The sequence below is a fragment of the Streptomyces sp. NPDC006339 genome, from assembly GCF_040612775.1.
In the GTDB taxonomy this organism is placed as follows: Bacteria; Actinomycetota; Actinomycetes; order Streptomycetales; family Streptomycetaceae; genus Streptomyces.
Map to the genome: position 1 here is coordinate 65989 of NZ_JBEXQW010000038.1, position 19434 is coordinate 85422.

General features: G+C 71.7%; 16 protein-coding genes and 1 pseudogene. 14 read left to right on the plus strand and 3 right to left on the minus strand.

Features of this window, described 5'->3' with window-relative positions; genetic code table 11:
• The 3 genes and pseudogenes from ABZ135_RS27545 to ABZ135_RS27555 form a co-directional block, all read right to left on the minus strand.
• Window positions 1–1880 (minus strand): annotated as a pseudogene (locus ABZ135_RS27545) (hypothetical protein); the annotation flags it as partial.
• Between the two features lie 219 nt (window positions 1881–2099).
• Window positions 2100–3335: a Cmx/CmrA family chloramphenicol efflux MFS transporter gene (locus tag ABZ135_RS27550; protein WP_356699197.1), complete on the minus strand. Its 1236-nt coding sequence runs from the start codon at window positions 3333–3335 to the stop codon at window positions 2100–2102.
• A gap of 155 nt (window positions 3336–3490) precedes the next feature.
• Window positions 3491–4168, minus strand: coding sequence for a hypothetical protein (locus tag ABZ135_RS27555; protein WP_356699168.1), 678 nt, complete (start codon window positions 4166–4168; stop codon window positions 3491–3493).
• A 179-nt stretch (window positions 4169–4347) separates the two neighbouring features.
• Here ABZ135_RS27555 and ABZ135_RS27560 point away from each other — a divergent pair, with 179 nt between their 5' ends.
• The 14 genes from ABZ135_RS27560 to ABZ135_RS27625 all read left to right on the plus strand — a co-directional run.
• Entirely contained in the window at window positions 4348–5790 is a 1443-nt protein-coding gene (locus ABZ135_RS27560) for an MFS transporter (protein ID WP_356699170.1), read from the plus strand.
• Window positions 5791–5935: 145 nt separating this feature from the next.
• Entirely contained in the window at window positions 5936–7165 is a 1230-nt protein-coding gene (locus ABZ135_RS27565) for an aminotransferase class I/II-fold pyridoxal phosphate-dependent enzyme (protein WP_356699172.1), read from the plus strand.
• A gap of 158 nt (window positions 7166–7323) precedes the next feature.
• Window positions 7324–7869 carry a MaoC family dehydratase gene (locus tag ABZ135_RS27570; RefSeq protein ID WP_356699173.1) on the plus strand — a complete coding sequence of 182 codons (546 nt, stop codon included), beginning with the start codon at window positions 7324–7326 and terminating at the stop codon, window positions 7867–7869.
• Window positions 7870–8017: 148 nt separating this feature from the next.
• A complete protein-coding gene (locus ABZ135_RS27575; RefSeq protein WP_356699175.1) occupies window positions 8018–8869 on the plus strand; it encodes an SAM-dependent methyltransferase in 852 nt (283 codons plus the stop codon).
• The gene (locus ABZ135_RS27580; protein ID WP_356699177.1) at window positions 8866–9909 is read left to right on the plus strand and encodes a class I SAM-dependent methyltransferase; all 1044 of its coding nucleotides are present in this window, start codon (window positions 8866–8868) and stop codon (window positions 9907–9909) included. Before ABZ135_RS27575 ends, ABZ135_RS27580 begins: the two co-directional genes overlap by 4 nt.
• Window positions 9910–9936: 27 nt before the next feature.
• Window positions 9937–10830, plus strand: coding sequence for a diiron oxygenase (locus ABZ135_RS27585; RefSeq protein WP_356699179.1), 894 nt, complete (start codon window positions 9937–9939; stop codon window positions 10828–10830).
• A gap of 36 nt (window positions 10831–10866) precedes the next feature.
• Window positions 10867–11790 carry a hypothetical protein gene (locus tag ABZ135_RS27590; RefSeq protein WP_356699181.1) on the plus strand — a complete coding sequence of 308 codons (924 nt, stop codon included), beginning with the start codon at window positions 10867–10869 and terminating at the stop codon, window positions 11788–11790.
• Window position 11791: 1 nt separating this feature from the next.
• A complete protein-coding gene (gene acpS / locus ABZ135_RS27595; RefSeq protein ID WP_356699183.1) occupies window positions 11792–12277 on the plus strand; it encodes a holo-ACP synthase in 486 nt (161 codons plus the stop codon).
• Between the two features lie 17 nt (window positions 12278–12294).
• Window positions 12295–12546 (plus strand): acyl carrier protein, encoded by a 252-nt coding sequence (locus tag ABZ135_RS27600; RefSeq protein WP_345486570.1) that lies wholly within the window; start codon window positions 12295–12297, stop codon window positions 12544–12546.
• Window positions 12543–13751, plus strand: coding sequence for a methionine adenosyltransferase (gene metK / locus ABZ135_RS27605; protein WP_356699185.1), 1209 nt, complete (start codon window positions 12543–12545; stop codon window positions 13749–13751). The genes ABZ135_RS27600 and metK overlap by 4 nt, the downstream gene beginning before the upstream one ends.
• A gap of 28 nt (window positions 13752–13779) precedes the next feature.
• The gene (locus tag ABZ135_RS27610) at window positions 13780–14763 is read left to right on the plus strand and encodes a carbohydrate kinase family protein (RefSeq protein ID WP_356699187.1); all 984 of its coding nucleotides are present in this window, start codon (window positions 13780–13782) and stop codon (window positions 14761–14763) included.
• A gap of 1 nt (window position 14764) precedes the next feature.
• Complete coding sequence (gene metH, locus ABZ135_RS27615) at window positions 14765–18244, plus strand: methionine synthase (RefSeq protein WP_356699188.1); 3480 nt, start codon at window positions 14765–14767, stop codon at window positions 18242–18244.
• Window positions 18241–19116, plus strand: coding sequence for a methylenetetrahydrofolate reductase [NAD(P)H] (metF, locus tag ABZ135_RS27620; protein ID WP_356699190.1), 876 nt, complete (start codon window positions 18241–18243; stop codon window positions 19114–19116). Before metH ends, metF begins: the two co-directional genes overlap by 4 nt.
• Window positions 19109–19434, plus strand: a 326-nt coding sequence (locus tag ABZ135_RS27625) for an adenosylhomocysteinase (protein WP_356699191.1), incomplete at its 3' end; no start/stop codon positions are given. The genes metF and ABZ135_RS27625, both read left to right, overlap by 8 nt.

Here is a 19434-nt window from a genome sequence, read left to right on the forward strand (position 1 = left end):
ACCAGGTTGGGGATGGTCTGTCCGGCGGTGAAGTTCAGGTTCGAGGCGGTCGGGCGGGGAGCGCCGTCCGGATAGACGGAGACGAAGCCCCCTGCCGTCGGGCCGGTCGCGGTGACGTTCAGGACGACGGCCGTGACCCCGGTGGCGGGGATGCCGGCGCGACCGGTGACCTGGAGGGTGACCGTGCCGGCGGGGCCGACCTTGCCCTTGCGGACGCCGAGCCCGCTACGGGTGTCCATGAGCCGGGTCGGTCCGGTCGGCCGGTACGTGCCGGGGCCGGGGCCCGTCGCCGGCGTCACCGTGAACGAACCGCGGTGGACCGGGGCGCCGGGCCCGTCGACGCTCATGTACCAGCTCCCCGGCGGCACGTTACGCAGATCCACCGTGGCCTTCAGGGTCCGGGCGTCGTCGGAGACCCAGGTGGTGGTCGCCGTCAGCGCGACGGGACCGCCGCTCAGCAGGATCTTGTTGCTCAGGCCGAGTGCGGTGCCCCGCACGGTGAGCGTGGCGATGGTGCCGCTCGCGGCGGTGGCCGGGGTGACGGAGTCGACCGTGAACTCGTCCGCTCCGCAGGGCGCGTTCTCGCAGTGCAGCCGGTCGTCGTACGCGGCGCGGTCCACGCCGTCGGGCAGCGAGGTCAGCAGCACGCTCTGGCCGCCGGTCTGGCAGGCGTGGCTCGCGGACGGCGTGCACAGGCTCCCGTTCGCGAGGTTGAAGAGCGTCACCTCCGCGCCGCCCTCCCGGGCGCCGGAGGAGCCGAGCAGCCGGTCGCCGCTCACCGTCGGGAGCGCGACACAAGTGCCCGTGCGCTCCTCGGTCAGCTCGCCGCTGAAGGGCCCGTAGCCGTACGCGGCCGAGCCGGCCCGCGGGCACTCGGCCGCAGCACCTGCGGCGGTGGCCACACGCCAGGCGTCGAGGCGGTAGGAGGCGGGGACGGACCAGTCCTCGGGGACCTGGGTGATGACCTGGTAACCGGTGGAGCCGGAGACCGAGCACGGCCCGGTCCGCGGGTAGCAGGCGATCCGGCCGGTGTCGTCCACGATCAGGGTGTGGGTGGTGTCGCCCGCGTCACGGGTCTCGACCAGCAGTCGGTCGGTGGAGGCGCCGGTCGTGATGCGGTGGCAGCGCAGGGTGCCGTTCTCGCCTGAGGTTCCGGTTCGGGCGGGGGCACCGACCGCGGTCGCGGCGGACACCTGGCAGCCCTGGGCGCCGGAGGTGACGTCCCGGCGGTTCAGGGTGTGGGTGCGGGCCGCGTCCTGTCCCTCGACCAGCACGGTGTAACCGAGGCCGGCGGTGAAGGAGCAGCTCACCAGCGTGTCGGTCTTGAGCTGCTGCTGCGTCGGGTGGGCGTAGCAGTCGGGACCGGTGCCGTCGGTGCCGATCAGGTAGAGGCCGTAGTCCGGGAACTCCTCGGTGTCGTCCGGCAGTCCGTAGCGGACCCGGAGGAGCTCGGCGGTGGAGTGCGAGCCGGCGGGGATGGTCAGGCAGTGCGAGAAGACGCCGTCGCCGGTGTCGAGCCGCACGGCCGCGGTGTCGTCGGCGAAGGAGCCTGCGGGCAGCTCCTGGCAGCCGGTCGACTGCAGCTCGTCCGTACGGACGAAGTGGACTCCGTACGGGCCGGTGGCGGCGGAGTCGTCGGCGTGGACGCGGGCGCGGAACGGCGCGGTGCCGATGAGTTCGCAGCCACCCGTGCGGAGCGATACCGCGTCACATCGCAGGGTGCCGGTCGCGTCCACGACCTCGGCCGAGACCTCGACGCCCGCGCCACCGCGTGACGTGAGCGCGGCGAGCCGGGCGCCCTGCGGGAGCGGCAGCTCCAGGCAGGCGGTCTGGCCGGCCGCGGTGAGCTCACCCGCGTAACGGCCCATGGCGACCGGCACGCATGCCTCGGCGGCCTCGGCGGCCCGTGCGGTCCCGGACCCGAGCGCGTTCGGCAGGAGTGAGAAGAGGACGGTGAGCAGACAGACGAGTGCGGTGGAGACCGCGGTGAACGGGCGTCTCGGGGATCCGGACGTGGATCGGGACGCGTAGGCCCTTGGCATGTACCCCCCATGGGTGTGTGCGACGGGTGATCGTCGCACACACCCCACACCGCCCGGTCACCGAGGGTGTCCGTTCAGGGACGTGACGCGTGCCTGCTCCGGCGAGTTCGCCGGCGTCTCCGCCGAGGCGCCCATGACGACCCGCGAGCGGGAGCGGGTGAGGCGCAGGGCGATCGCGGCCGTGGCGAGGGCGAGGAGGGTCATGGCGGCGCCGGCCCAGGCGGGGGAGGCGAAGCCGAGGCCGGCGTCGATGACGGTGCCGCCGAGCCAGGGGCCGCCGGTGTTGCCGAGGTTGAAGGCGGCGGTGGTGGTGGCGCCGGCGAGGGTGGGGGCGGCGCCGGCGACGTTGAACATGCGGGCGTTGAGGGCGGGGGCGGTGTAGAAGGCCGAGACGCCGAGGAGGAAGGCCAGCGTGATCGTGGCGACGGGGCTGGACGCGAACAAGGCGAGCGCCACGAGGAACACGGTGGAGGCGGTGATGCCGCTGAGGAGGACGCCGAAGAGGTGGGCGTCGGCGACCCGGCCGCCGATGTACGTGCCGATGAGGGCGCCGATGCCGAAGAGGGCGAGGACGCCGGAGACCCAGCCGCCGTCGAGGCCGGAGACGTCGGTGAGCAGCGGGGCCAGGTAGGAGAAGGCGCAGAAGACGCCGCCGGCGGCGAGGGCGGTGATCAGGACGGCCAGCAGCACCTGCCGGTCGCGGTAGATCACGACCTCGTTCTTGAGGCGGGGCCGGGTCTCGGGCACGGGGATGTGCGGGATGCGGGTGATCACGCCGACGAGGGCGATCGCGGAGGCGGCGGCGACGGCCCAGAAGGCGGAGCGCCAGCCGAGGTGCTCGCCGAGGAAGGCGCCGGCGGGGACGCCGAGCACGTTGGCGATGGACAGGCCGCCGATCATGACGGCCATGGCCCGGGCCCGGGAGCCGACCGGCACCATGGCGATGGCGACGGCCGCGCCCACGGCCCAGAACCCGGCGCAGGCCAGGGCGCTCACCACGCGCGAGGCGAAGAGGATGCCGTAGTTCGGCGCGAGCGCACCGGCGACCTGACCGAGCCCGAAGACGCTGATCAGGGCGATGAGGGTGGTCTTCCGCGGCAGCCGGAGGGTGGCGACGGCGAGCAGCGGCGCGCCGACGACCATGCCGACGGCGAAGGCCGAGATGAGCAGTCCCGCCCGGGGGATGGAGACGCCCATGTCCTCCGCGATGGGCGGCAGCAGCCCGGAGAGCATGAATTCGCTCGTGCCGAGCGCGAAGACGGACAGGCCGAGGATGTAGACGGCCAGGGGCATACGGGTCGGGGCGGGTGCGGCGGCGTGCTCGGCGGACGGCTCGGCGGAGGAAAACGGCATGACATGGGCAACCGGCCCTTTGTGCCTGTCATTCCCCGTGGCCGGTTCCGTCTCGCGATGCGGGACAGGGCCGGGCGGCGGGTCCGTCCTGCCGCTCAGGCGCCGCCCTCCAGCTCCGCGAGCTCGCGCTCCAGGTTCGCCCGGGCCTTCTCCTCCCAGGCGGCGGCGCCGTAGGGCGTGCGGAAGAGGCGGGGGAGGGAGAGGAGCTGGCGGAGGACGGAGGCGCGGCCGGTGCGGAAGGCGGCGTCGGGCACGAAGGCGTATTCCTCGCGGACCGCCCGCGTATACCCCGTATAGGTATCCAGGTCGCTCGCCAGGATCGCCAGGTCGGCGTCGCAGAGGGCCTCGCCGTTGAGGTCGCCGGGGGCCGGGTCGTGGGTGACGGTGAGGCGGACCAGGCGGGCGACCTCGGTGACCTCGCGGGGGGTGAGGCCGGCCTCGGTCAGGGCGCGTTCGGCCAGGGCGGCCGAGCGTTCCTCGTTCTCCGAGCGGTCCGGGCGGTAGACCGCGTCGTGGAACCACGCGGCCAGCCGGACGAGCTCCAGCTCACCGCCCTCGCCGCCCTGGTCGGTCAGTTCGTCGACGCGGTCGAGGACCGCGCGCAGGTGCTCGGCCGTGTGGTAGCGGCGCTGCGGCTCGTTCCAGCGGGCGAGCAGGTTCCGGCCGTACGGGGCGGGGTCCGGGCCCTCGCGGCCGGCGCGGGCGGCGAGGAGGGTGGCGGTCCAGCGGGTCAGGAGGTCCTGGTCGCGGACGGTGCTCGGCTCGGCGGTCATGGAGGGCATTGTGCCCGGTCGGGGTCGGGCGCGCGGGGCGGAAGCAGTGCTTCCCGGTGCCTCCGCGCGTCCCCCGCGGGCTTCCTCATCTCACCCTTACATACCCCCCATGGGTATGCTACGGTGCTGCGTGCAGGTACCCCCCAGGGGTATGTCACCGCGAGCGAAGGGTCAGGGCAATGTCAACCGTCAATCCCCGGCGCTGGTGGGCACTTGTCGTGCTCGCCGCCGCGCAGTTCATGGTCATCATGGACACCTCGATCATCGGGGTCGCGCTTCCCCAGATGCAGGAGGACCTGGGCTTCTCCCAGGGCGAGCTCCAGTGGGTCTTCAACGCCTACGTGATCGTCTTCGGCGGTCTGCTGCTCCTCGGCGGACGCCTCTCCGACCTCGTCGGAGCCCGCAGGATCTTCGTCTCCGGCTGGGCGATCATGATCGCCGGCTCGATCCTCGCCGCCGCCGCGCAGACCGCGTGGGTCGAGATCGCCGGCCGCGCCGTCCAGGGCGTCGGCGGTGCGCTCATCGCGCCCTCCGCCATGACCCTCCTGATGATGCTGTTCATGCACGACCCGAAGGAACTCGGCAAGGCGATGGCGCTCTACGGCGCCGCGGCCCCGGCCGGCGGCACCGCGGGCGTGTTCCTCGGCGGCGTGTTCACCGAGTGGGCCGCCTGGCAGTGGTGCTTCATCATCTACGTCCCGATCGGCATCGCGACCCTCGCCGCGACCAAGCTCCTCCCGAACGTCGAGTCCCGACGCGGCTCCGTCGACGTCCTCGGCGCCGTCGCCGTCACCGCCGGTCTCGCCCTCGGCGTCTTCGCGGTCGTCCGCGCCCCCGAGGTCGGCTGGGGCTCCACCGCCACCGTCCTGGAGCTGGCCGGCGCCGCCGCCCTCATCGTCCTCTTCTTCGTGATCCAGAAGGCCGTCCGCGAGCCGCTCATGCCGCTCAGCGTGTGGCGGGTCCCGCGCCTCGGCTCCGCCAACCTGGCGATGACGCTGCTCGGCGCCGCCTGGATCCCGATGTGGTACTTCCTCAACCTCTACCTCCAGCAGGTCCTCGGTTACGGCGCCTTCGCCTCCGGCGCGGCCCTGCTGCCGATGACCGGCCTGCTGATGATCTTCATGACGGCCATCACCGCCAAGCTCATGGCGAAGGTGGGCGCCAAGCCGCTCATCGGCGTCGGCCTCCTCGTCCTCGCCGCCGGCCTGCTCTGGCTGGCCGCCGTCGAGCCCACCGGCAGCTTCCTCGTCGACGTCCTGCCGGCCTCGCTGGTCGCCGCGCTCGGCATGTCCCTCGCCTACATCCCGGCGATGATCGCCGCCATGTCCGGCGCCCCGCAGGAGCAGGCCGGTCTCGCCTCCGGCATCGTCAACACCACCTACAACGTCGGCTCCGCGCTCGGCCTCGCCGCCCTCACCGCGGTCGCCATGTCCCAGGGCGCCGCCGAGCTCGGCAACCTGCCGAAGCTCACCGAGGGCTTCTCCGCCGCCTTCGTCGGTGCCGCGATCATCGCCGCCGTCGGCGGTGTGATCACGCTCCTCGTCATGAAGAGCGACAAGGCGCTCGCCGGCCCGGCCCCGGCCCCGGCCGCCGAGCAGCAGGGCGAGAAGGTCACCGCCTGATCCGACGCCGTGTCCCCGCTTCCCCGGGGCCGCCCGATGTCCGTTCACCGGCCGTCGGGCGGCCCCCTTTGCGTACGGCGCCCCCGTCCGGCGGCCGTGCGCACCGTCCCGTACGCCCTCGCTTCCGCACCGAGAGGAAACCCCCATGGACCTGGACCTGAACCTGAACCTGAACCTGGACCCGGACCCGGACCCGGACCCGGACCTGGACCTGAACACCCGGGCCGTCCACGTCGACCATCCGCCCCTTCCGGAAGGCAGCCGGCCGCTGTCCGTGCCGCTCGTGCAGTCCTCCGCCTTCGCCTTCGACTCCGCCGACGAACTCGCCGACGCGATGGCCGGGCCCGACGGGCGGTACGTCTACAGCCGCCGTGGCAACCCGACCGTACGGGCCCTGGAGCGCACCCTCGCCGGCCTGGAGGGCGGCGCCGGGGCCATCGCCTTCGCCTCCGGCATGGGCGCCATCAGCGGGGTGCTGCTCGCGCTGCTCAAGCCGGGCGACCGGGTGGTGGCGCAGCGGTGTCTGTACGGCGGGACCTATGCCGTCCTGTCCGACCTGGCCGCCCGCTTCGGCATCCAGGTCGCCTACGTCTCCGGCGACGACGCCGCCGAGTTCGAGGCGGCGGCCCGGCACCCCGCCACCCGGCTCCTGGTCCTGGAGACCGTCGCCAATCCCACCGGTCAGGTGCCCGACCTGCCCGGGCTGCTCGCCGCCGCCCGCCGGACGGGCGTGACGAGCCTGGTCGACAACTCGCTCGCCTCGCCCGTGCTGTGCCGGCCGATCGAGCTCGGCGCGGACGTCGTCGTCCACTCCACCACCAAGTACCTCTCCGGCCACTCCGACGTCCTCGGCGGCGCTGCCGTCTTCGCCGACGACGCCCTGCGCCGCGCCGTCTGGCCCCGGACGGTCGAACTGGGCGCCTGCGCCGACCCGTTCGCCGCCTGGCTGACCCTGCGCGGCATCCCGACGCTGCCGCTGCGGATGCGCGAGCACTGCCTGAACGCGGCCGTGCTCGCCGAGCGGCTCGCCGCGCGCCCCGACATCACGGCCGTCCACTACCCGATGCTCCCCGGCCATCCCTCGTACGCCACGGCCCGCAAGGTGCTCTCGGGCGGCGGCGGGCTGCTCTCCTTCGAGCCGGCGGGCGGCCGGGAGGCGGGCAGGGCCTTCGTGGAGCGGGTCCGGGTCGCCCGGCTCGCGCTCTCGCTCGGCGGTGTCGAGTCCCTGGTCACCCACCCGGCGTCCACCTCGCACCGCGAGCTGGACGCGGCGGCGCTGGCCGCCGCGGGGATCGCGCCGGGGCTGGTGCGGATGTCGGTCGGCATCGAGGCCGTCGAGGACCTCTGGGCCGACATCGAACAGGCCCTGGCCTGAGGTCCGTTGGCGCTCCCGTGGGTGAAGCCCGCGGCCGAGGCCCGACCGGGCGGGGAGCCGGCCACCCGAGCCTTCTTTTGGGTTGACAAAAGAAATGGCTGATTCGTAGATTGGGTGATGCCAGGGAACGACCACTCCTAGGTCAAGGGGGGCGCAGGATGCGCTACTTCGAGGACTTCCGGCCCGGCGACGTCCACGAGCTGGGCACCGTCACCGTCACGACGGAGGAGGTGCTGGACTTCGGAAAGCGCTTCGACCCGCAGCCCTTCCACACGGACCCCGAGCTCGCCAAGGACTCGCAGTTCGGCGGGCTGATCGCCAGCGGATTCCACACCCAGTCGATGTTCATGCGCCGTTACGTCGACGGACTGCTCGCCTACAGCGCCTGCATGGGCTCGCCCGGCATCGACGAGGTCCGCTACCTGCGGCCCGTACGCCCCGGCGACGTCCTCACGGCGCGGGTGGAGATCCTCGGCGCCACCCCGTCGCCGTTCAACCCCACCAGCGGCACCGTCAAGCCGCGCTGCACGCTGGTGGCCGCCGACGGGACGGCCGTGTTCAGCATGATCCTGCACAGCATCTTCCGGCGCCGTCCCGCCGGATCCGAGGCCGGCCGTCTGTCGTCGATGCCCGCGGCCGCGGATCCCGCCGGGTGCTGCGCGCGCCCCGCGAAGAGTGCCGCCGCACCGGTCATGAGCGCCTGACGACCGTCCCTCGTCAGTGCCCTGAGCACGGCCGTCCGAATCTCTCGCCACCACCAGAGACACCACCACCAGAGACACCACCACCAGAGACACCACCACCAGAGACGCCACCACCAGAGACGCAACCACCAGTGAAGGGGGACCTCCTGTGGAGGCCGTATCCCGCACCGCCCAGTGGACCGCCGCCGCGCGCGCCCTGGAGACCGAGCGCGAGGACCGGCTGTTCGCCGATCCCTACGCGCGCACCGTCGCCGACCGGATCGGCTTCGAACTGCTCGAGCGCTACGCCGGCGGCGGCACCGTGCCGTTCCTCGCCATCCGCACCACCTACCTGGACCGCGCCATCGTCAAGGCGGTGGAGGAGCGCGGCATCCGCCAGGTCGTCTTCCTCGCCGCCGGCATGGACACCCGCTTCTTCCGGCTGCCCTGGCCCGACGGCGTCACCGTCTACGAGCTCGACCGCCCGGCCCTCCTGGAGGCCAAGGCCGCGATGCTGGCGAACGAGCCGCAGCCGGCCGGCCGCACCCGGATCACCGTCCCGGTCGACCTCACCCAGGACTGGACCGGCCCCCTGAAGGAGGCGGGCTGGAAGAGCGACGAGCCCGTCCTGTGGGTGGTCGAGGGCCTGTTGTTCTTCCTGCCGGAGGAGGCCGTACGGACCCTCATCTCGACGCTGTCCGCGCACGCGGCGCCCGGCTCCGTGCTGCTCGGCGACGTCATCTCCAAGGCCGCCCTGGAGAACCCACTCGCCCGCACCTTCCTCAGCGCCCTGAAGGAGGACGGCAACCCGTGGCTCTTCGGCACGGAGGAGCCCGAGGCGCTGCTCGACGCGTGCGGCTGGGCCGTGCGCGAGGTCAAGCAGCCGGGCGAGCCCGGCGCCGACTTCGACCGCTGGCCCTACCCGGTCCCGCCGCGCTCCGTCCCGCGCGTGCCCCGCTCCTTCCTGTTCACGTGCGAGCTCCCGACCACGAACGGCTACCCGGAGGAGAAGGCCGCATGAGCGCCCACGACTTCCACCAGAGGGTCATCACCGACGCCGGCGCGGCCGTCCGCGGCCTGACCGTCGCCCTCGGCGAGCGCCTCGGGCTCTACAAGGCCCTCGCCGCCCACGGCCCGCTCACCGCCGCCCAGCTCGCCGAGCGGACCGGCACCAACGAGCGGTACATCGAGGAGTGGCTGCACGCCCAGCTCTCCGCGGGGTACGTCGAGCGGCACCCCAGCTCGCTCACGTACACCCTGCCCGCCGACCACGTCGACGTGCTCGCCGACCCGGGCGCGGTCACCTACGCGGCCGGTTTCTTCACCGCCCTGAAGGCGCTCTACGCCACCGAGGACCTGCTCGTCGAGGCGTACCGCAGCGGGGACGGCGTCGGCTGGGCCGAGCACGACCCGGCGCTCGACACCGGCATGGGCTCCTTCTTCCAGCCGACGTACGAGCACAAGCTCGTCCCCGACTGGCTGCCCGCGCTGCACGAGGTCACCGACAAGCTGGCCGCCGGCGGCACCGTCGCCGACGTCGGCTGCGGGGTCGGCCACACCACGCTGCTCATCGCGAAGGCGTTCCCGAACGCCACCGTCCACGGCTTCGACTACTCCGAGGAGGCCATCTCCCTCGCCCGGCAGCTCGCCGAGGAGGCCGGCCTGTCCGACCGGGTCGTCTTCGAGGTCGCGGCCGCCGACGACTACCCGGGCAGCGGCTACGACCTGGTGTGCTTCTTCAACGCCCTGCACGACATGGGCGACCCGGTCGCCGCCGCCCAGCACGTGCACAAGTCGCTGGACGCGGACGGCACCTGGATGCTCGTCGAGTCGAACGTCTCGCCCGCCGACATCGACACCCAGACCCCCGCGGCCCGCATGTTCATGGCCCTGTCCGCCGTGATGTGCCTGCCCGTCGCCGTCGCCCAGCGCGGCCCGCACGCGCTCGGCAACCACTCCGGCGAGAGGGCCTTCCGCGCCATCGCCGAGGAGGCCGGCTTCACCCGCTGGCGCCGCGCCACCGAGACCCCGGTCAACGCGGTCTACGAAGTCCGCCCCTGACCCCACCTTCCTGAGGAGCTGGAAAACATGGGCGCCACCGCCCCCCTGCCGGTCACCGACCGGTTCATGGAAGTCCTGGAGCGGCTCAGCGAGCGTTCCGTCGAGGACTACTACAACCCGTACCAGACCTTCCAGTGGCCCGAGACGCTGGAGGAGAACCGTTTCTGGATGACTCCGGAGCTGCTCACCGTCTACGGCACCGAGCACTTCGACACCCTCGGTGAGGAAACGCTTCAGCGCCTCTCCAAGTGGGAGTCCATCAACTTCTACAGCCTCAACGTGCACGGCATCCGCGAGCTCCTCATCGAGGTCGTCGGCCGCATCCACATGCCGGGCTTCGAGGTCCCCTCGGACTTCTTCCACCACTTCATCGGCGAGGAGAACGAACACATGTGGTTCTTCTCCGAGTTCTGCCGCCGCTACGGCAACAAGATCTACGGCTCCACCGCCATGCGCGCCGACGCCGCCTGGGAGCCCGAGGTCGAGAACTTCCTGGTCTTCACCCGCATCCTGTTCTTCGAGGAGCTGGTCGACCACTACAACTCCCGGATGGCCAAGGACGCCGGCCTGTGCCACACCATCCGCGAGGTCAACCGCATCCACCACCAGGACGAGTCCCGCCACATCGCCTTCGGGCGCGAGCTGGTCTCCCTCCTGTACCAGCGGATGTGCCAGGCGGTCGGCGCCGAGCGGGTGCGCGAGGTCGAGGCGTACCTCAAGCGGTACGTCGTCTACAGCATCAACTCGCTCTACAACCCGCACGTGTACCGCGACGCCGGCATCCCCGACCCGCTCGCGCTGCGCAACAGCCTCGTCGCCGACGAGCGCCGCCGCCCGCACGAGCGCAAGGCGATCCGCAAGCCGCTGTCCTTCTTCCTGAAGACCGGGATCTTCTCCGACGACACGCTGCCCGTCGTCTGAGTCCCCCGGAACCTCCCACCGAGAGGTGCACCGACCATGACCGTGACGACCCCCGCGACCGTCGGGGAGCCCCGGAGCGACACCAGGGCCGCCGCCGGCGGCGGCGCCGGGGGCCTGCCCACGCTCGGCCCCGAGGCGACCCGCCTGCTGCGGCTCCTCGACGACACCTTCGAGGGCTGGGGGGTGGCCGCGGGCGCCCGCCCGATGACCATGCCCCCCCTGCTCCCGGCCGCCGACCTGGCCAGGCTCGACTATTACGACAACTTCCCCCACCAGGCCGTCGTCGCCGCCCCGCTCGACCTGGAGCGCCGCGCGACCACGCCCTTCGACACCGACACCGGCCGCTTTCCGACCGCCGCGCTCGAACCCGCCGCGCTCGGACTGCCCTCGGCGTCCTGCTACGCCGTCTACCTCACCCACCAGGGCACCCGGGTCGCCGACGACACCCTCGTCACGGTCTGCTCCTGGTGCTTCCGCAAGGAGACCCACTACGAGGGCATGCGGCGCCAGCTCGGCTTCCGCATGCGGGAGATCGTCGCCATCGGCGGGCGCGAGCACGCCGAGAACCACCTCGCGGCCTTCACCGACCGCGTCCACGCCTTCGCCGAGGCGCTCGACCTGCCGCTGCGCAAGGAGGCCGCCTGCGACCCGTTCTTCGACAAGGGCGGCTCGAAGGCCCTGCTCCAGCGGCTCACGCCGGTGAAGCACGAGTTCCTGTACGAGGACCTGGCGATCGCCTCGGTCAACACGCACCGGAACTTCTTCGGCGACCGCTGCGCCATCACCCTGGAGTCCACCGGCGGCCCCGCCTTCACGAGCTGTGTCGCCTTCGGCCTGGAGCGGTGGCTGTCGGCCCTCACCCGCCGGCACGGCGACTGGGACGCCGCCACGCAGGCGGTCCTCGACGCGAACGCCCGCCTGCGGGCCGATGCGAGCGGCGCGGCCGGGCCGGTGATCTGACGTGCCGGCCCGTCCCGTCGCCCCGCCGGCGGGCGGCCTGGGCTGGGCGAACCTCGGCATGGACATCGTGTCCGTCAACCGTGTCCGCAGGCTCCTCGCCCAGTACGGGGAGACGTTCTTCGAGCGGATGCTCACCCCCGGCGAACTCGCCGACTGCCGCACCGCCGACGGGCTCGACGTCATGAGCCTGTGCGGCCGGATCGCGGCCAAGGAGGCGGCCTTCAAGACGTTACGCGTCCGCGGCAGGTTCCTGCCCTGGCCGGACATCGTCGTACGGCGCTCCGAGGGCGGCTGGCCGCTGGTGGAGCTGCGCGGACCCGCGGCCGAGATGGCCCGGGAGTCCGGCATCTCCGAGATCACCGTGTCCATCAGCCACGACGTGGACTACGCGGTCGCGGTCGCCGCGCCGATCATCGCCCCCACCCCACCCGTGTCCAGCCCACCCGTGTCCAGCCCACCCGTATCCAGCACCCCAATCGAGCAGTAGCTAAAAGGAGAGCAATCATGGCCGACGGCCTGCAGACGGTGAAGAACTGGATCCTCGAGCGTCACCCCGAGCGGGACGACATCGCGCCCGACCTCGACCTGATCGAGAACCGGCTCATCGACTCGCTGTCCTTCGTCGAGTTCGTCTTCCTCCTGGAGCAGGAGAGCGGCACCGCCATCCAGATGGAGACCCTGGAGGTCGACTCCATCCGGACCCTCGGCGCCATCGAGCAGCACTTCTTCAAGGCCCCGGCGGAGGTCCAGGCATGAGCCGCCGCCTGTTCACCTCGGAGTCCGTGACCGAGGGGCATCCCGACAAGATCGCCGACCGGATCAGCGACACCGTCCTGGACGCGCTGCTCGCCCAGGACCCCCACGCCCGGGTGGCCGTCGAGACGCTGATCACCACCGGCCAGGTCCACATCGCCGGCGAGGTGACCACGGCCGCGTACGCGCCGATAGCCCAGCTCGTGCGCGACGCCGTCCTCGACATCGGTTACGACTCCTCCGCGAAGGGCTTCGACGGCGCCTCCTGCGGGGTGTCGGTGTCCATCGGCGCCCAGTCGCCGGACATCGCGCAGGGCGTCGACACGGCCTACGAGTCCCGGGTCGAGGGCGCGGCCGACGAGCTCGCCGCCCAGGGCGCCGGCGACCAGGGCCTGATGTTCGGCTACGCCTGTGACGACACCGCCGAGCTGATGCCGCTGCCCATCGCCCTCGCGCACCGGCTGTCGCGCCGCCTGACCGAGGTCCGCAAGGACGGCACCGTGCCGTATCTGCGCCCGGACGGGAAGACACAGGTCACCATCGAGTACGACGGCGACAAGCCGGTCCGGCTCGACACGGTGGTCGTCTCCAGCCAGCACGCCGCCGACATCTCCGTCGAGGGCCTGCTGACCCCCGACATCCGCGCGTACGTCGTCGAGCACGTCCTCAAGGAGCTCGTCGAGGAGGGCGTGACCCTGGAGTCCGACGGCTACCGGCTCCTGGTCAACCCGACCGGGCGCTTCGAGGTCGGCGGCCCGATGGGCGACGCCGGGCTCACCGGCCGGAAGATCATCATCGACACGTACGGCGGCATGGCGCGGCACGGCGGCGGCGCCTTCTCCGGCAAGGACCCGTCGAAGGTCGACCGCTCGGCCGCCTACGCCATGCGCTGGGTCGCGAAGAACGTCGTGGCCGCCGGGCTGGCCCGCCGCTGCGAGGTCCAGGTCGCGTACGCGATCGGCAAGGCCGAGCCGGTCGGCCTCTTCGTCGAGACCTTCGGCACGGGCACCCTGCCGGACGAGCGGATCCAGGAGGCCGTGAGCGAGGTCTTCGACCTCCGTCCCGCCGCGATCATCCGCGACCTCGACCTCAAGCGGCCCATCTACGCCGCCACCGCCGCCTACGGGCACTTCGGCCGCGCGCTCCCCGACTTCACCTGGGAGCGCACCGACCGCGTCGACGCCCTGAAGACGGCCGCCGGGCGCTGAGGAAGCAGAGGGAGCTGAGGGAGTCGACATGCGTATCGCTGTCACCGGATCCATCGCGACCGACCATCTGATGACCTTCCCGGGCTGGTTCAGCGAGCAGTTGATCGCCGACCGCCTCGACCGGGTCTCCCTGTCGTTCCTCGCCGACAACCTGGAGGTCAGGCGCGGCGGAGTGGCAGCGAACATCGCCTTCGGGCTCGGCGTGCTCGGCCTGCGTCCCGTCCTCGTGGGCGCGGTCGGCGCCGACTTCGAGCCGTACCGGATCTGGCTGAAGGACCACGGTGTGGACACCGACTCGGTGCGCGTCAGCGAGTCGCTCCACACCGCCCGGTTCGTCTGCACCACCGACCGGGCACAGAACCAGATCGCCACCTTCTACGCCGGCGCGATGACCGAGGCCCGCGAGATCGACCTGCGGGAGGTCACCGCCCGGACCGGCCGCCTCGAACTCGTCCTGGTCTCCCCGGACGACCCCGAGGCCATGCTGCGGCACACCCGCACCTGCCGCGAACTCCGGATCCCCTTCGCCGCCGACCCGTCGCAGCAGCTCGCGCGGCTCGACGGCGGCCAGGTGCGGGACCTGGTGGACGGGGCGCGCTTCCTGTTCACCAACGAGTACGAGACGGCCCTGCTCCTGGAGAAGACCGGCTGGACCGAGCCGGACGTGCTGCGCCGCGTCGGCACCTGGGTCACCACCCACGGCGAGGCCGGCGTCCGCATCCGAGGCGAGGGCCGGGCCCCGCTCGCCGTGCCGGCCGTGCCCGTCGCGGGCGTGGTCGACCCGACCGGCGTCGGCGACGCCTTCCGGGCCGGCTTCCTCGCCGGAACGCTGTGGGGCGTGCCCGAGCGCTGCGCCGCCCAGTTGGGCTGCGCGGTCGCCGCGACCGTCCTCGACTACGTGGGCACGCAGGAGTACCGGCTGCACCGCGAGCCGCTCCTCGACCGGATCAGGACCACCTACGGCCTGGGCTGCACGGCCGAACTGCTGACGCATCTGAGGGGGCTGAGCTGACGTGAGCGCCGTACGCAGATCGCTGCGCGACGAGTTCGCCACACGGGTCGTGGTGGCCGACGGGGCGATGGGCACCATGCTCCAGGCCGCCGACCCGACGATGGACGACTTCACCGGTCTGGAGGGCTGCAACGAGATCCTCAACCTCACCCGGCCCGACATCGTCGCCTCCGTGCACCAGGAGTACTTCGCCGTCGGCGTGGACTGCGTGGAGACCAACACCTTCGGCGCCAACCTCGCCGCGCTCGGCGAGTACGGCATCGAGGACCGCGTCTACGAGCTGTCGGAGGCGGGCGCGCGGATCGCCCGCGAGGTCGCCGACGCCCACACGGCCGCCGACGGCCGGCCCCGCTGGGTCCTCGGCTCCATGGGCCCCGGCACCAAGCTGCCCACCCTCGGCCACGTCACCTACGGGCCCCTGCGCGACGCCTACCAGCAGAACGCCGAGGGCCTGATCCGCGGCGGCGCCGACGCCCTGCTCGTCGAGACCTCGCAGGACCTCCTCCAGACGAAGGCGGCCGTCATCGGCGCCCGCCGCGCCCTGGACTGGTGCGGGGCCGACGACCTGCCGCTGATCGTCCAGGTGACGGTCGAGACGACGGGCACGATGCTGCTGGGCTCGGAGATCGGGGCGGCGCTCACCGCCCTGGAGCCGCTGGGCATCGACATGATCGGCCTCAACTGCGCCACGGGCCCGGCCGAGATGGCCGAGCACCTGCGCCATCTGGCGAGACACGCCCGGATCCCGCTGTCGGTGATGCCGAACGCGGGCCTGCCCGTCCTCACGTCGGACGGCGCGCACTACCCCCTTTCGCCGGGCGAACTGGCCGATGCCCAGGAGGCGTTCGTACGGGACTACGGCCCCGCCCTCGTCGGCGGCTGCTGCGGCACCACCCCCGCGCACCTGCGGGAGATCGTGGAGCGGGTGCGGGGCGCGGCGGTGCCGGCGCGGACCGTGGAGGCGGAGCCGGGCGCGTCCTCGCTCTACAGCCACGTTCCGTTCCGGCAGGACACGGCCTACATGGCGATCGGTGAGCGGACGAACGCGAACGGGTCGAAGAAGTTCCGCGAGGCCATGCTGGAGGGCCGGTGGGACGACTGTGTGGAGATGGCGCGGGACCAGATCCGTGAGGGCGCGCACATGCTCGACCTGTGCGTGGACTATGTCGGTCGTGACGGTGTCGCGGACATGGAGGAGCTCGCGGGCCGGTTCGCGACCGCTTCGACGCTGCCGATCGTGCTGGACTCCACCGAGGTGGGCGTGCTGCGCGCCGGCCTGGAGAAGCTGGGCGGCCGGGCGGTCGTCAACTCGGTCAATTATGAGGACGGGGACGGGCCGGAGTCGCGGTTCGCGAAGGTCACGGCGCTGGCCAAGGAGCACGGCGCCGCGCTGATGGCCCTCACGATCGACGAGGAGGGCCAGGCGCGGACGGTGGAGACGAAGGTCGCCATCGCGGAGCGGCTGATCGCCGATCTGACGGGGAAGTGGGGCATCCGGGAGTCGGACATCCTCATCGACACCCTGACGTTCACGATCTGTACGGGTCAGGAGGAGTCGCGGAAGGACGGGATCGCGACGATCGAGGCGATCCGTGAGCTGAAGCGCCGCCACCCGGACGTCCAGACGACCCTGGGGTTGTCGAACATCTCCTTCGGGTTGAATCCGGCGGCGCGGATCGTCCTGAACTCGGTCTTCCTGGACGAGTGTGTGAAGGCGGGGTTGGATTCGGCGATCGTGCACGCGTCGAAGATCCTGCCGATCGCCCGCCTGGAGCCGGAACAGGTCGAGGTCGCGCTCGACCTCATCTACGACCGCCGACGGGAGGGCTATGACCCGCTCCAACGGTTCCTCGCACTCTTCGAGGGCGCGACGGCGAAGTCGCTGAAGGCCGGCAAGGCGGAGGAGCTGGCGGCGCTGCCGCTGGAGGAGCGGCTGAAGCGGCGGATCATCGACGGCGAGAAGAACGGCCTCGAAGCGGATCTGGACGCGGCGCTCGCGGAGCGTCCGGCACTCGACATTGTCAACGAGACCCTGCTTGACGGGATGAAGACGGTGGGCGAGCTGTTCGGCTCCGGCCGGATGCAGTTGCCGTTCGTCCTTCAGTCGGCGGAGGTCATGAAGACGGCGGTGGCCTATCTCGAACCCCACATGGAGAAATCGGACGCCGACGGCAAGGGCACGATCGTCCTGGCGACCGTCCGCGGTGACGTCCACGACATCGGCAAGAACCTCGTCGACATCATCCTCTCCAACAACGGCTACAACGTCGTCAACATCGGGATCAAGCAGCCCGTCTCCGCGATCCTGGAAGCTGCGGAACAGCACTCCGCCGACGTGATCGGCATGTCCGGACTCCTCGTGAAGTCGACCGTGATCATGAAGGAGAACCTGGAGGAGCTGAACGGCCGGGGGCTTGCGGAGAAGTATCCGGTGATCCTGGGTGGTGCGGCGCTGACCCGCGCCTACGTCGAGCAGGACCTCCACGAGATCTATCAGGGCGAGGTCCGCTATGCCCGTGACGCGTTCGAGGGCCTGCGCCTGATGGACGCCCTCATGGCCGTGAAGCGGGGTGTCCCGGGGGTGAGTCTGCCGGAGCTGAAGCAGCGGCGGGTGCCCAAGCGGGAGGCCCCGGTCCTGGACGAGGTGCGGGAGCGGGTGCCGGAGCCCGGCGGCCGGAGCGACGTGGCCGTGGACAACCCCGTACCCGAGCCGCCGTTCCTCGGGACGCGGGTCGTCAAGGGCATCCAGCTCGCCGAGTACGCGTCCTGGCTCGACGAGAGCGCCCTGTTCAAGGGCCAGTGGGGTCTGAAGGACAAGGAGACCATCGAGTCGGAGGGCCGGCCGCGCCTGCGCGGGTGGCTGGACCGGCTCCAGACGGACCACCTCCTGGAAGCGGCCGTGGTCTACGGCTACTTCCCCTGTGTGTCCAAGGGCGAGGATCTGATCGTCCTGGACGAGGACGGAGGCGAGCGGACCCGCTTCACCTTCCCCCGCCAGGAGCGGGGCCGCCGCCTCTGCCTCGCCGACTTCTTCCGCCCCGAGGACTCGGGAGAGGTCGACGTCGTCGGCCTCCAGGTCGTCACCGTCGGCAGCAGGATCGGAGAGGAGACGGCGAAGCTGTTCGCATCCGACTCCTACCGCGACTACCTCGAACTGCACGGCCTGTCCGTGCAGTTGGCCGAGGCGCTCGCCGAGTACTGGCACGGTCGTGTGCGGGCCGAGTGGGGCATCGCCGGTGCCTCGGAGCCCACCGGCATCGAGGGCATGCTCCGCACCGAGTACCAGGGCTGCCGCTACTCCCTCGGCTACCCCGCCTGCCCCGACCTGGAGGACCGCGCCAAGATCGCCGCACTCCTCAAGCCGGAAAGGATCGGGGTCGTGCTGTCGGAGGAGTACCAGCTCCACCCCGAGCAGTCGACGGACGCCTTCGTCGTCCACCATCCCGAGGCCGGTTACTTCAACGCGGGAGGCCGCCGGTGAGCCCGACCCATGGGAAACCCACGTTCTCCTTCGAGTTCTTCCCGCCGAGGACCGAGAGGGGCGAGCAGGCCCTGTGGGACGCGATCCGGCGCGTGGAGGCGCTCGTCCCGGACTTCGTGTCCGTGACGTACGGCGCGGGTGGCTCCTCCCGGGACCGCACCATCGACGTCACCAAGCGGATCGTCACCGAGACGACCCTGCGCCCCGTCGCCCATCTGACGGCCGTCGGCCACTCCGTCGCCGAGCTCCGGGCGATCATCGGCGCCTACGCGGACGCGGGGGTGCGGGACGTCCTGGTGCTGCGCGGCGACCCGCCGGGTGATCCCCGGGGCGCCTGGTCGCCGCACCCGGACGGCTTTACCTACGCGTACGAACTCGTCGAACTCGTCCGTTCGCTGGGCGAGTTCCGGATCGGTGTGGCGGCCTTCCCGGAGGGTCATCCGAGGTCCGTGAGCCCGGAGAGCGACATCCGGCACTTCATCGCGAAGTGCCGGGCGGGCGCGGACTACGCGATCACGCAGATGTTCTTCGACCCGGAGGACTATCTGCGGCTTCGTGACCGGGTCGCGGCGGCCGGCTGTGACACGCCGATCATCCCGGAGATCATGCCCGCCACCGACGTACGCCAGATCCGCCGGTTCGCCGAGCTGTCGGACGCGGCCTTCCCGGAGGACCTGGCCCACCGACTGGAGGCGGCGAAGGACGATCCGGCCGCCGCCTACCGGATCGGCGTCGACCACGCGACGGCGATGGGCCTGCGGCTGCTCGCGGAGGGCGCGCCGGGCCTGCACTACATCACGCTCAACAAGTCCACGGCGGCTCTCGAAATCCACCGATCGATCCAAGCGTCAAGGAGCTTTGTTCATGCCTGAGTTCACGGACTTCAAGGTTGCCGACATCGGTCTGGCGGAGTTCGGCCGTAAGGAGATCACGCTGGCCGAGCACGAGATGCCGGGCCTGATGGCGATCCGCCGCGAATACGCCGCCGCCCAGCCCCTGGCGGGCGCCCGGATCACCGGCTCCCTCCACATGACCGTGCAGACCGCCGTCCTCATCGAAACCCTCGTCGCCCTCGGCGCCCAGGTCCGCTGGGTCTCCTGCAACATCTACTCCACCCAGGACCACGCCGCCGCCGCGATCGCCGCCGCCGGCATCCCCGTCTACGCCTGGAAAGGCGAAACCCTCGAAGA